Genomic DNA, 12,357 nt, shown 5'->3' on the forward strand with positions numbered 1-12,357 from the left:
GTCAAAATAAATGCAATAAAATAGCCGTTACAGCCGTGTTATTTACCTATTGCTGTGGGTTCGTTGCTCGAATCATTTAGCCAAATTGCTTTAAGAAGCGCACGTCATTTTGGAAAAATAAACGCAAATCATCGATACCGTAATATAGCATTGCGAAGCGCTCAATACCCATACCAAAGGCGAAGCCAGTATATTTATCAGCATCAATACCGCAGTTGGTCAATACCTGTGGATGTACCATACCGCAGCCCATCACCTCTAACCATTTGCCGTTTTCGTCTAAAATATCGACTTCAGCAGAAGGTTCGGTGAACGGGAAAAATGACGGACGGAAACGAACGGTCAGCTCTTTGGCAAAAAACGCCTGTAAAAACTCGCTAATCAAGCCTTTAAGCTCAGCAAAGGTGCTGGACTCGGTAACCATTAAGCCTTCTAACTGATGGAACATCGGCGAATGAGTTTGGTCTGAGTCATTGCGATAAACGCGTCCGGGACAAATAATACGAATCGGCGGCGCGGTTTGTTCCATCGTACGAATTTGTACCGGACTGGTGTGAGTACGTAATAGATAGTGCGCATCAAAATAAAATGTATCATGCATGGCACGTGCTGGATGATGCGACGGAATGTTTAGCGCCTCGAAGTTATAATAATCGCTTTCGACCTCAGGGCCAGTCGCCACATTAAAGCCTGCTTGCACAAAGAACTGCTGCATACGCTGGGTAATCATAGTAACTGGATGCAGATGGCCTTTTTGACCACCGCGTGCTGGCAAAGTAATGTCAATACTCTCGGCTTCAAGCTTGGCGTTTAAAGCGGCAACTTCTAGCTGCTGCTGCTGCTCGGTAAGCGCCTGCTGGATACGGCTACGCACTTGATGCAACCAGCCACCATAGGTTTTTTTATCACCGCTATCAAGCTTGCCTAACTGTTTTGACCAACCGGTTAGTGGGCTTTTCTTACCCGTAAGTTGCACACGTAAATTTTGCAGTGCAGGCACATCAGCAGCTTGGTTAATTAAGGACTCAGCAGCGTTAGCAAAATCAATTAATTGAACCTCATTTAGCTCATTAATTTCAGTAGATAAGGTGGGTAGCGCCGACAAATCGGCCGTAGCAGCAGGGGTAGTCATAAGACGCATCATTCCTGATTTAAACAGACTATTAATTGTAAGGATTTGACTAAATATTGCAAACTATTTACTCAGTCATTTTTTGAATAAAGACTATGAGAACAATGGCTTGAATATTTAGACGACTGATTCAGACAACTGCTTTAAACAGCTATAAGAGCAATTAATTACCCATGCCAGTCAACAATACTAAGCAGTAATTAGAATAGGTAATATAAAAAAAGCCACCGACCAGCGGTAGCTTTTATTAATATCGTATTATTAATTAATAGTAAACTCATATGTTCAAACACTCATTATTTTTAATCTAATAAAGCATTTAAACGAATTTAATATTTACGCCAAAGCTGCTTTTGCTTTTTCGACCAATACGCTGAAAGTTGCTGCATCATTCATAGCGATGTCAGCAAGTACGCGACGGTCAACAGTAATGTTGGCATGTTTCATACCGTTGATAAAGCGGCTGTAGCTTAAGCCGTTTAAACGCGCGCCAGCATTAATACGTGCAATCCAAAGACGACGGAAAGTACGTTTTTTGTTGCGACGGTCACGATATGCATATTGACCAGCTTTGGTCACTGCTTGTACCGCTACACGGTAAACACGTGAACGGGCACCGTAGTAGCCTTTTGCACGCTTTAAGATTTTTTTGTGACGGCGATTCGCCTGTACACCACGTTTTACACGGGCCATAATTTACTCCAAGATACTTTTAATTAATATTAAGTAATCAGCGACAAACAAAGTTGTCAGATTGCAAAGTCAAATAAAATTCAGATGACTGAATTTAAGTGACGATAGTCGACTAGATGTATGGGCACATGCGACGAACTGCTGATTCGTCAGACTTGTCCACCATCTTAAGACCGCGCAACTGGCGAATACGCTTAGCTGACTTCTTGGTCAAAATATGGCTCTTGTTTGCTTGCTTGCGCTTAAAGCCGTTCGCTGTTCTTTTAAAGCGTTTGGCTGCGCCGCTTTTAGTTTTCATCTTCACTTTCATGAGTGATTGCCTCTTGATCTTTGTTAGAACCTGGTCGTCAAATAGGTGTTGCTGGCATGTTTTATCTAATCTATTTTAACTAAATAATAGCCAACCCTCTATTTGCCTCGAGGTGGGAGGCGCTATTTTAGCAGATACAGCACTATTTTGCCAAGCAAAATTTTAATAACCGTTTTAACCGGTATGGTGTTATTTATTATTAATACTTTTCATCTATGTCGCGTTAATCTAACTTCACAACCCCTGTTTGTAGATTTATTTTTTTATAAAAACTCAGATAAGGTATAATTAATATTATCGCTAGGTATAAAATTATCGCTAGGTATAAACAAGGTAGGAGATAATATTGTCAGATAGGGAATTAACCTTCGTTGATGGGGTGTTTGTCTTTGAGACCGTCATGCGCGTGCGTAATGCCGAAATCGATGCGGGTCAGTATTTGAGGCTTGAATCTCTAACGGCGTTATTGGCTGAAGCACGGGAACGGTTTTTGTACTCTAGAGGTGTCAAAGAGATTAATGCTGACTATCAAGGCTTAGTCGTTGATCATTTACAGCTGAGCGTTAATAGCCGTGTACGGGCACGTGAAGAGCTCTTTTTTGAGGTGGGCATTGAGCGATTGTCTAATGACAGCGGCGATATTGCGATCAAAATTACCCGCATGTATGATGGCTCTTTAGTAGCAAAAGCGCGGCAGCGCTTTATTAATTACGACTTTCGCTTAAATAAAGTGGTGGCCTTTAACAACACTATTAGAACAGCATTAGACCCTCATCCGCTTGTGCCTTGATTGTGTCCTAAAGCTTGTCATAGATAATAATATTATAAAAACCATTTTATAGAAATCCATGCTATAAAACTTTAACGTCACAGGCTTTGTTACTATGCTCTTATTAGCAACCACATTATTCATTCACAACTCATAAAATGACAGAGATATTATGACTTTACCTGCTTGGCTGACTGCGATAAGTTTCAACACTGATGGACTGATACCTGCGATTGCGCAAGATCATCAATCAGGACGTATTTTAATGATGGCATGGATGAATGCTGAAGCGCTACAGTTAACGGCGCAAACCCAGACCGCGGTTTATTTTTCGCGTTCGCGCGCCAAACTGTGGCATAAAGGAGAAACCTCCGGCCATACCCAGCAAGTGCATGATATTCGTTTAGACTGTGATGCGGATGTCATTGTACTTAGTGTCACTCAAGTGGGTGGCATCGCTTGTCATACTGGGCGTGAGTCTTGTTTTTATCAGCGCCTAGATTTGTCAGGACAAACCCCTGAATGGCAAACGGCAGATAAGGTGTTAAAAGACCCTGCGGACATTTATAGTTTAGATAACCATAGCTCGAATAAACCTGCTGATTCTGACCATAAAATTGAGGATGTTAGCCTTACTGATGATAATGATAATAATATCAATATTAAAGCTGATAGCACTGTTAAAATCGACAATGCACCTATTTTACAACAGCTTGATCGAGTGTTAGCTGAGCGTAAACACGCTGATGCGGACAGCTCTTATGTCGCCAGCTTATACGCGAAAGGTCTTAATAAAATATTAGAAAAAGTAGGTGAAGAAGCCACCGAAAGTATCATTGCTGCCAAAGATCTTGCGAGTAGTCATGAGCAAACAGACAAAGCACAGTATGATGCTGCGCGCGATGAGCTGATCTATGAAATAGCAGATGTCTGGTTTCATACTTTAGTGGGATTGGCATGGTTCGATATTGAATCAGATGCGGTACTAAATGAGCTGGGACGGCGCTTTGGTCTATCAGGCATTGATGAAAAGGCGGCTCGGTAGTCTTAAGCTGTCTATTAGGTCAAAGAAATTGTAGCGTGTGTGATTAGTGTTGTTTTCACCTTTTTAGTGACCGCGCACGTTATAATGAGTCTTATCATCTTTAAAATTATAATTGTCTTAATATTCGTTAGACTTCAAACTTTAACATTCGACAGTTATCATACGGCTAATAAACTTAAAGTGCTAATATAGAAATTAGCCTCACCAAGATATAAGGATACCTATTATGGGCAGTTTTTCCATTACGCATTGGTTGATTTTGTTAGTAGTAGTGGTGATCGTATTTGGCACCGCCAAGCTTAAAAATGCGGGTAAAGATTTGGGCGGTGCAGTGAAAGGTTTCAAAGAAGCGGTCAAAGACGACAATGCAGAACACGCCAAGCAACATCGTGTTCTGGATCATGAAGCCCGCACAGGTAACGCTGATCACTCAACAACTAGCCCTACAGACTCTAAGATTGACGACATTGATATCAGTCCTGCCCCTACTGACGATAAGCACAAGGTATAACGCGTGCAGCGTATAGATGTAGATAGTGATATTAAATAGCATATTAATGAATATATTTGAAAGTTATGTTTGATATCGGGTTTTCTGAGTTATTCCTGTTTGGCGTTATTGCTTTAATTGTCCTAGGCCCAGAAAAACTGCCGCAGGCCGCACGTACGGCTGGGAAATGGTATGCCAAAATTCGCCGTACGGTTTCGACCCTACAGTCTGAGATAGAAGCGGAGCTCGACTTGGCTGAGACGCGGCAACAAATGCAAAATGAGCTGGCCAAAATTCGCCAGACTGAAGCAGACATGAAGCGTGAGATAGCAGAAATGCGCGGCAATATGCAAGAGTTTGAATCCTCGCAAAACCAAAGTCTAAAAGCAACACAGAAGACTGCTGCTTCTGATGAGCAAGCTGAGAAAAAACAGGACACTCCGGCAGAGTTTGATTATTCTTATGGGCAAGACCACACTGATCATCGAGACCAAAATCATAACGAAAAGGCAGCGACTGAGCCATCTGAAGTTGATTCGATCAATAGCAGTGAGAATAGCGCTGCAAAAAAACCTGCTCCGACTGTTCAACCTATAATTACTAAACCATGGGAGAATATGTGGTTTCGTCTTAGCGCCTATGACAAAGCGCGTTGCCTACCCGCGCCGCCACGTCTGCCTAACTATCACGCTGATATCTTATTGCATACTGGTTTAGATCAAAAAACGCAGGCTGACCTATCAGATACTGTTTATTCAGAGGCTCTAGCCAATCAGCCAGACAAACTTACCTCTTTAAATAAACAGCAGGTGGATTAATGGGTCTGTTTAAACGGCAAAAAAGCCGGCAAGAGAAGTTAGAAGACTTGGATGATAGTAAATCAAAAGACAGCGCCAAAAATCAGACGGATATCGATAACACGGAAAAGTCTGATGATATATTGAGTACGCTTGCTGATATGCCGATTACCGAGCACTTAATTGAGCTGCGGTCGCATTTGATCAAAATATGTGTGGCGGTTTTAATTATATTTTTAGCGTTAGTAGGATTTTCACGCGAGTTGTATGACTTTTTATCCGACCCATTAGTTGCGCAACTGCCACCTAATTCGACCATGATTGCGACAGACATCACTTCCAACTTTATGGCACCGATACGCCTGACCATATTTGTCGCGGCATTTTTTGCGATGCCTTATATTTTGTATCAAATCTGGTCCTTCGTCGCCCCTGGCTTGTATAAAAAAGAAAAGAAAGTCGCTATCCCAGTATTGCTGTCTTCTATTTTTCTATTTTATGCGGGTGTCGCTTTTGCTTACTTTGTCGTGCTCAAAGGGGTCTTAAAGTTTTTTATCATGTTCGCCCCGCAGAACGTATTACCAATGACTGATATCGACAGTTATTTGAGCTTTTCCTTAAAGTTATTTATGGTCTTTGGGCTGACTTTTGAGATTCCCGTGGTGACCTTATTGTTGATATTGGCCGGCATCGTCTCCATTCAGACTCTAGAAGATAAGCGTCGTTATATTATTGTCGGCTGTTTTGCGGTTGCAGCGGTAGTGACTCCGCCTGATGGCGTATCAATGTTAATGCTGGCGTTTCCAATGTGGTTATTGTTTGAGCTGGGCTTATTATTAGCTAAAATATTAATTAAAGAAGATCGTAACAGCACTTCAACATCAGACAAAGAAGTCGCAGACAACAAATAGCGTCATATCAAGTAAAGCTATTCGCTAATATTGCTTATCCACTTAGCAACTCGGCTTTTAATTCACTGTCTATTATCATGACTTACTGTCACAATCATTGTTCACCAGCCAGCCATTGTCTATTCAGTGGCTTTTTTTACCCCCGTCACTTTATAGCCATGTTTTTGTATTTTAGGTAACGTTATTATGTCAGCATCTATGCCCGCTTATATGAGCCATCCTACCGATGAGCAGCTCAACGCACTTAATATGGCGATGGATCAAAAGTCATTTAAAGTGGTGGCCTATGCTGGCGCGGGTAAAACGACAACACTAAAACTTATTGGCGAGAGGCTGCGTGGACGCGGTTTATATTTGGCCTTCAACAAAGCTATTGCCAATGACGCACGGCAAAAATTCCCTTCACATGTGGATTGCCGTACTTTTCATTCGTTAGCTTATCGGCATGTTCCCCGCGATATCACAGCAAAGTTGTCACTACCAAGATTTTCACCCAAACGTCTTGGGGATGACTTAGGCTTGCAACCGGTACAAGTACGTCGGCAGATGGATGGGGTAAATAAATACATTACCTTGACCCCCGCTAGACTGGCGCGCTTCGTCAGTGACGCCGTGAGTAACTTTTGTAGCACGCATGCCAGCTATCCTGCTCCACGCCATATCGAATTTCCCAAGTGGCTTGATGACTCTGATGCCGATCAATTGCGTGAGATGCTCTATCCTGCCGTAGAACAGCGCTGGTTACAGTCGATTGATGCCCGTCATCCAGCGGGTATTGGTCATGATATTTATCTCAAACTGTGGGCATTGTCCAAGCCTAGCATTCCCGCTGACTTTATCTTATTTGATGAAGCGCAAGATGCGGATCCGTTAATGATGGGAATTTTGACCCAGCAATCAAAGCAGGTCATTTATGTTGGTGACGCTCATCAACAAATCTATGAATGGCGCGGTGCGGTCAATGCGATGAAAAAATTGCCACTACCGCAAACCTTATTGACCCAGTCGTTTCGTTTTGGTGACCCTATTGCAGAGATTGCCAATACCTTACTGAAGGCACTACAAGAAGAGGTGCCGTTAAAAGGCAATCCCAATAAGCATTCATCGACTGAAAAAGGCATGGTACATAGTAAAAAAGATGCCATTCTGTGCCGTACTAATGCCGCAGCGATGTCGCAATTACTGACCGGGCTTAAGCTGGGTCACCGTGTGGCGCTACAAGCCGATACTGATCGCATGCTGAAGTTCTGTCAGGCAGCAGAAAACTTAAAAAACGGCAAATCTGCTTATGGCGTCCCTGAGCTGGCGTATTTTTATAATTGGTCGGATGTGCAAGAATACTCTGAAACCTCTGAAGGTAGTGATCTTAAAACCTTGGTTAAGCTGGTGGACGATCATGGCACTAGGGTCTTAAGCCAAGCGGTTAATAGCCTAACCAGTATTGAGAATGCCGATTATGTCATTTCAACCGCTCATAAAGCCAAAGGCCTTGAATGGGGACGCGTACAGCTCGATGATGACTTTTATTATGATGTTACAACCAACGCTGTAAAAATCAGCCCAGAAGAGTTACGACTACTATATGTTGCCTGTACTCGCGCCCAAAGTAATTTAGATATTAATAATATTCAAAGCTTAATTTCAGGATTGCAAACGGGTAAAAAGGTGATTTATGGGGCCTAATCGCATTTTCTTTTTAAATCCTTTTGATTGCGCCATTTTATAATGATGACTAACCACAGATGAACAGTACTCAACAACCTAATCTACCCTCTCAGCAACTTGAAACTCGGCAAAATAAGTTACAGCAACTATTTGCGCAGCCGGTACGCCTTCTTGCGCCTATGGAAGGCTTGACCGATCCCTTGATGCGGCAAATATTAACTCAAATTGCGTCAGATTTAGGTCGGCCTTACGATTGGTCAGTCAGTGAATTTATTCGAGTCACCCAGCATGTGTTACCGGCGCATGTTTTTTATAGATATGTCCCTGAGCTACATCAGGATGCCAAGACGGATACCGGTACACCCATTCATGTACAGCTATTAGGTAGTGAAGCACAGTTAATGGCAGAAAATGCGGCGTATGCTGCTGAGCTTGGTGCGCCTGCTATCGATATCAACTTTGGTTGTCCTGCTAAGACCGTCAATAGTCATCGAGGTGGCTCTGTACTGTTGGATGAGCCTGCGGTTATGTATGACATTATCAGTGCAGTACGCCAAGCCGTTCCCGCCCATATTCCGGTATCAGCAAAGATTCGATTGGGTTATACCGATACCAGTAGGATGGACGATATTCGTGGCGCTATCGCCGATAGTGGCGCAGATTGGCTGACCATTCATGCCCGTACTAAGACCCAAGGCTATAAACCACCTGCTTATTGGGACAAGATTCAAGCCTTTAATTCGCTCAAGATACCAGTGATTGCTAATGGTGAAATTTGGACCGCAGAGCAAGCCCATTCTTGCATGCAGCAAGCCGGTACTGCGCATTTGATGTTAGGACGAGGGGCGATTACCCGTCCAGATTTGATTGCGAGTGTAGATAGCTCAGCAAATAATCCTATGAACGAGGATAAGGAATTATCGTGGCAAGACTTGATAACACATCAGATTAAGTTCTTAGAAGGGAAAGCCAAAACTGACGTGGTATTAGTCGGTCGTTATAAACAATGGCTGGGCATGCTGACTAAAGGCTATAGCGAGGCGCAAACCTTGTGGGATCAGATTAAACGTGAGAAAAATAAAGCCGTTATCATTAGTGCGCTACAAACTAGCACGCATCAATAACAAATTGCCGCTTTTGTTGTATATAGTTAAACCAATTCAAGAATGATGCAGTGCTGCTGGGATGCTACTGTAACAAACGTTTTGCAGGCTCGAAGCACGCTTGCGAACAGCAAGTCAGAAAAATTTATACCAGTAGCACGTTGTTATAAGCATATCTCTTATATATTGAATTAACTATATACTTTATTCGATAGCGATTTTAAAAAATTTAAAATAGAAACTATTAAGCGCTAACTCGAATGGCTAGATAAAACAGCATCAGACAACAAGCGATCGATAATCCCCATAATATTGAGCGAAACGTCGCTAAATTGGTAATGTATGCAGCGCCATAACCAATGCGAATAATCACGTATAGCCACGCTAGATTATTAATAATGGCTTGCGGTACGAAGAATAGCATGGCAACCACTACCGCCACTAAAAATACCGGCAGAGTCTCATAGCTGTTCTGCTGGGCAGCATTGGCGCGAGCTGCTTTACCTGTCGTTTGCTGCAAAAAATTACGCGGATGTGCATTGTCTACTAAATTAAAACCACCAAACATCTTAGCCAACAGTGCAAACGCTAACGGCATTAAACTTGCCACCACCATTGCCCATATCGCCGCCGCTGCTGTATCAGGGATAAATCCAAATAGTGCATTCATCAGTATTTCTACCCCTACCCTACAATAATTTCAAAATCATGGGTGATATTTACCCCACCTTGTACCAACATCCGGCTGGCTGAACAGTATTTTTCTGCTGATAAGTGGATCGCTTTTTCGACCTGTTTGTCTTTGATATCTTGACCGGTCACCACAAAGTGCATATGAATATCGGTATATACCGCTGGGACAGTTTCGGCACGTTGCGCAGTTAGCTCACAACGCACGTCGACCAGTTCTTGGCGCGACTTTTGTAAAATTGCCACTACATCGTAGCTGGCACAGCCACCAAGCCCTAACAAGATCAGCTCCATTGGGCTAGCACCTTTTTCTTTATCGGCATCTATTTGCACGTTATGGCCTGATGGAGACACCCCCATAAAGGCTTTATCTTCTTGCCAAGTGACGCTTGCTTTTGATTCTGCCATTACTAATAATCCTTTTTTATATCACTGATTAGGCCAGTTAAACGGTTTTTATTAATTGGTATTATTGCTTGATATTTGCGTTACGCTCTAGTGTAGCACAGGCCAAAACAGGATTTTATAGAGCAACTGTCATCCGCCTTGATTTGATGTATGGGTGTCTTTGATCTTAGCAGCTAACCGAATAAGACATTGTGCAGAGAGGACTAATATTTGACCAAGTCGATGGTTTCAAAGCGTTTACAAAACCAAATTCATAACCCTTTGATTTTAAAAGCTTAAATTCGTGAAACATTTTATAGCAAAATATTGTTACACATTTTGCCTGATTCTTGGTTTAATAATGGCAATGAATCTTATTTTGATATGGTATCGACACCAGTCACCCAATAATAATTATGATTGCTGTCGCTATATCATATTGAAATAAGCTGTTTTTTAAGCAATTTAAAAGGTTTAGTCATGATAGATACAGACGGCTTTCGCGCCAATGTCGGTATCATCTTGGCAAATACACAAGGACAAGTTCTGTGGGCAAAACGTATTGGTCATAATGCTTGGCAGTTCCCCCAAGGCGGTATCGACCGAGGGGAGACGCCAGTAGATGCAATGTATCGCGAGCTTTGGGAAGAGGTCGGCTTACATCCGCGTCATGTAGACTTATTAGCAGTCACGCAAGACTGGCTGCGCTATCGTCTGCCGAAGCGTTATGTACGTCATGGACAATATCCGCTGTGTATTGGGCAAAAACAGAAATGGTTTTTGTTACGCTTAGATGAACTGAATACCCAACATATCCGCTTTGATGAGGGTAAGCCTGAGTTTGACCATTGGCAATGGGTCAGCTATTGGTACCCACTCGGACAAGTAATTCACTTTAAACGCGGGGTATATCGCCGCGCATTACAAGAGCTGGTGCGTGAGCTGCCACTCAAGCAAGAGCTGATTATTCCTGAACAGGACAATCACTTGATTCAATTATGATTTCTTCAATATCTTTGTACTTTTATTTTTAGCATACAACACAATAAAAAGCGCCTGTATCCAAAAGAGGATACAGGCGCTTTTTATATTTAATTTCTGCGTAGTCTATCTAGCAGGAATTAGGGTTTAATTGCAATCTTTAACACCCCATCGCGCTGATTCATAAATAAGTCATATGCTTCTACGATGTTATCTAAAGCGTAAGTATGAGTTACCATTTCTGATAAATCGACACGTCCGGTTTCAATGACATTCATTAAACGGCGCATACGCTCTTTACCGCCTGGGCATAGAGCGGTTCGAATCGTATGGTCACCAAGACCAGAGGCGAAGTGTGACATTGGAATGGTTAAATCTTCAGAATAAACACCAAGGCTAGATAGTGTACCACCTGGTTTTAATACCTTAAGCGCCTGCTCAAAGGTGGATTTTAAACCAAGCGCCTCGATACTGCTATCAACACCGCGACCACCTGTGAGTTTCAGTATCTCGTCGACCACATCCACTTCGTTAAAGTTAAGGATGATGTCAGCGCCCATTTTTTTGGCCATCGCTAATCGCTGACTATTGCCGTCAACGGCGATGATAGTCGAGGCACCTTTGAGCCTTGCCCCAGCAGTAGCACATAAGCCAATGGGTCCTTGTGCGAATACCGCGACAATATCACCAATTTTAATATTGGCATTTTCCGCACCTTTAAATCCTGTAGACATAATATCAGGACACATAAGCACTTGTTCGTCAGTAAGACCATCAGGTACTGGGCACAGATTGGCCTGCGCGTCTGGCACTAGAACGTATTCTGCTTGCGTGCCATCAATGATATTACCAAAGCGCCAACCACCCGTTGCTTTATAGCCATGGCAAGCGCAAGTGCCGCCGTCTGGTTGGATATAGCCCCCATCTTGTGATGGAAAGCCGTCCTGACAGGCGTATGAGCTAAAGCTTGGGCAAATTGCGCCAGCAATGACTCGTTGTCCTTCTTTGTAGCCTTGCACCGCTGAACCTAGCTTTTCGATAATACCTACTGGCTCATGACCAATAGTCAGTCCTTTGGCGACAGGATACTCACCTTTATAAATATGAATATCAGTACCACAAATAGTCGTTGTCGTAATTTTTAGTAGAGCATCATTGGGACCTACATCAGGAATCTTTTTTTCTGTAATCTCAATTTTACCTGGCTTAATAAATATCAGTGATTTCATCATACTCATGTCACACTCCTTGTATTATCAATATTTGCTTCACTGGCATTAGATTTAACACCCTGTATATTCATAATACGCCATATTATTAGTAATTTGAAGTAAATCCACAATTTATTTAGGGAATTGACTGCTATTTATCGTTGAGTGTTGAA

At 42.5% G+C, this 12,357-nt stretch carries 14 protein-coding genes; 8 read left to right on the forward strand and 6 right to left on the reverse strand.

Annotated elements, in window-relative coordinates:
* Window positions 1-76: 76 nt before the first annotated feature.
* From pheS to rpmI, 3 genes are all read right to left on the reverse strand, one after another.
* Window positions 77-1,132: a phenylalanine--tRNA ligase subunit alpha gene (gene pheS / locus JMX97_RS04090; protein ID WP_201555645.1), complete on the reverse strand. Its 1,056-nt coding sequence runs from the start codon at window positions 1,130-1,132 to the stop codon at window positions 77-79.
* 336 nt (window positions 1,133-1,468) lie between these two features.
* Window positions 1,469-1,825, reverse strand: a complete 357-nt coding sequence (rplT, locus tag JMX97_RS04095; RefSeq protein WP_201555647.1) for a 50S ribosomal protein L20 — start codon at window positions 1,823-1,825, stop codon at window positions 1,469-1,471.
* A 112-nt stretch (window positions 1,826-1,937) separates the two neighbouring features.
* Window positions 1,938-2,135, reverse strand: coding sequence for a 50S ribosomal protein L35 (gene rpmI / locus JMX97_RS04100; RefSeq protein WP_201555649.1), 198 nt, complete (start codon window positions 2,133-2,135; stop codon window positions 1,938-1,940).
* A 346-nt stretch (window positions 2,136-2,481) separates the two neighbouring features.
* Here rpmI and JMX97_RS04105 point away from each other — a divergent pair, with 346 nt between their 5' ends.
* The 7 genes from JMX97_RS04105 (at window position 2,482) to JMX97_RS04135 (ending at window position 8,936) form a co-directional block, all read left to right on the forward strand.
* A complete protein-coding gene (locus JMX97_RS04105; protein ID WP_201555651.1) occupies window positions 2,482-2,925 on the forward strand; it encodes an acyl-CoA thioesterase in 444 nt (147 codons plus the stop codon).
* A gap of 151 nt (window positions 2,926-3,076) precedes the next feature.
* Window positions 3,077-3,949 carry a bifunctional phosphoribosyl-AMP cyclohydrolase/phosphoribosyl-ATP diphosphatase HisIE gene (hisIE, locus tag JMX97_RS04110; RefSeq protein ID WP_201555656.1) on the forward strand — a complete coding sequence of 291 codons (873 nt, stop codon included), beginning with the start codon at window positions 3,077-3,079 and terminating at the stop codon, window positions 3,947-3,949.
* A gap of 226 nt (window positions 3,950-4,175) precedes the next feature.
* The gene (gene tatA, locus JMX97_RS04115) at window positions 4,176-4,460 is read left to right on the forward strand and encodes a Sec-independent protein translocase subunit TatA (RefSeq protein WP_201555657.1); all 285 of its coding nucleotides are present in this window, start codon (window positions 4,176-4,178) and stop codon (window positions 4,458-4,460) included.
* A 65-nt stretch (window positions 4,461-4,525) separates the two neighbouring features.
* Entirely contained in the window at window positions 4,526-5,257 is a 732-nt protein-coding gene (tatB, locus tag JMX97_RS04120; RefSeq protein WP_201555724.1) for a Sec-independent protein translocase protein TatB, read from the forward strand.
* On the forward strand, window positions 5,257-6,147 hold the full coding sequence (tatC, locus tag JMX97_RS04125; protein WP_201555661.1) for a twin-arginine translocase subunit TatC: 891 nt from the start codon (window positions 5,257-5,259) through the stop codon (window positions 6,145-6,147). The genes tatB and tatC overlap by 1 nt, the downstream gene beginning before the upstream one ends.
* A gap of 186 nt (window positions 6,148-6,333) precedes the next feature.
* A complete protein-coding gene (locus tag JMX97_RS04130; protein ID WP_201555670.1) occupies window positions 6,334-7,830 on the forward strand; it encodes a UvrD-helicase domain-containing protein in 1,497 nt (498 codons plus the stop codon).
* A 59-nt stretch (window positions 7,831-7,889) separates the two neighbouring features.
* On the forward strand, window positions 7,890-8,936 hold the full coding sequence (locus tag JMX97_RS04135) for a tRNA dihydrouridine synthase (protein ID WP_201555671.1): 1,047 nt from the start codon (window positions 7,890-7,892) through the stop codon (window positions 8,934-8,936).
* A 223-nt stretch (window positions 8,937-9,159) separates the two neighbouring features.
* Here the strand turns inward: JMX97_RS04135 and JMX97_RS04140 are convergent, their stop codons facing one another.
* Complete coding sequence (locus JMX97_RS04140; RefSeq protein ID WP_201555672.1) at window positions 9,160-9,585, reverse strand: MAPEG family protein; 426 nt, start codon at window positions 9,583-9,585, stop codon at window positions 9,160-9,162.
* A gap of 14 nt (window positions 9,586-9,599) precedes the next feature.
* The gene (locus tag JMX97_RS04145; protein ID WP_201555673.1) at window positions 9,600-10,013 is read right to left on the reverse strand and encodes an OsmC family protein; all 414 of its coding nucleotides are present in this window, start codon (window positions 10,011-10,013) and stop codon (window positions 9,600-9,602) included.
* Between the two features lie 459 nt (window positions 10,014-10,472).
* Here JMX97_RS04145 and JMX97_RS04150 point away from each other — a divergent pair, with 459 nt between their 5' ends.
* Complete coding sequence (locus JMX97_RS04150; protein ID WP_201555674.1) at window positions 10,473-10,994, forward strand: RNA pyrophosphohydrolase; 522 nt, start codon at window positions 10,473-10,475, stop codon at window positions 10,992-10,994.
* A 119-nt stretch (window positions 10,995-11,113) separates the two neighbouring features.
* On the opposite strand, the gene JMX97_RS04155 is transcribed toward JMX97_RS04150, so the two are convergent.
* A complete protein-coding gene (locus tag JMX97_RS04155; RefSeq protein ID WP_201555675.1) occupies window positions 11,114-12,211 on the reverse strand; it encodes an NAD(P)-dependent alcohol dehydrogenase in 1,098 nt (365 codons plus the stop codon).
* Between the last annotated feature and the right edge of the window lie 146 nt (window positions 12,212-12,357).

The organism is Psychrobacter sp. 72-O-c (assembly GCF_904846605.1).
GTDB lineage: Bacteria > Pseudomonadota > Gammaproteobacteria > Pseudomonadales > Moraxellaceae > Psychrobacter.

Bases quoted from the DNA above. Each gene is read 5' to 3' on its own strand.
- pheS (WP_201555645.1), bottom strand. From the start codon at position 1,132: ATGACTACCCCTGCTGCTACGGCCGATTTGTCGGCGCTACCCACCTTA.
- rplT (WP_201555647.1), bottom strand. From the start codon at position 1,825: ATGGCCCGTGTAAAACGTGGTGTACAGGCGAATCGCCGTCACAAAAAA.
- rpmI (WP_201555649.1), bottom strand. From the start codon at position 2,135: ATGAAAGTGAAGATGAAAACTAAAAGCGGCGCAGCCAAACGCTTTAAA.
- hisIE (WP_201555656.1), top strand. From the start codon at position 3,077: ATGACTTTACCTGCTTGGCTGACTGCGATAAGTTTCAACACTGATGGA.
- tatA (WP_201555657.1), top strand. From the start codon at position 4,176: ATGGGCAGTTTTTCCATTACGCATTGGTTGATTTTGTTAGTAGTAGTG.
- tatB (WP_201555724.1), top strand. From the start codon at position 4,526: ATGTTTGATATCGGGTTTTCTGAGTTATTCCTGTTTGGCGTTATTGCT.
- tatC (WP_201555661.1), top strand. From the start codon at position 5,257: ATGGGTCTGTTTAAACGGCAAAAAAGCCGGCAAGAGAAGTTAGAAGAC.
- JMX97_RS04130 (WP_201555670.1), top strand. From the start codon at position 6,334: ATGTCAGCATCTATGCCCGCTTATATGAGCCATCCTACCGATGAGCAG.
- JMX97_RS04135 (WP_201555671.1), top strand. From the start codon at position 7,890: ATGAACAGTACTCAACAACCTAATCTACCCTCTCAGCAACTTGAAACT.
- JMX97_RS04140 (WP_201555672.1), bottom strand. From the start codon at position 9,585: ATGAATGCACTATTTGGATTTATCCCTGATACAGCAGCGGCGGCGATA.
- JMX97_RS04145 (WP_201555673.1), bottom strand. From the start codon at position 10,013: ATGGCAGAATCAAAAGCAAGCGTCACTTGGCAAGAAGATAAAGCCTTT.
- JMX97_RS04150 (WP_201555674.1), top strand. From the start codon at position 10,473: ATGATAGATACAGACGGCTTTCGCGCCAATGTCGGTATCATCTTGGCA.
- JMX97_RS04155 (WP_201555675.1), bottom strand. From the start codon at position 12,211: ATGAGTATGATGAAATCACTGATATTTATTAAGCCAGGTAAAATTGAG.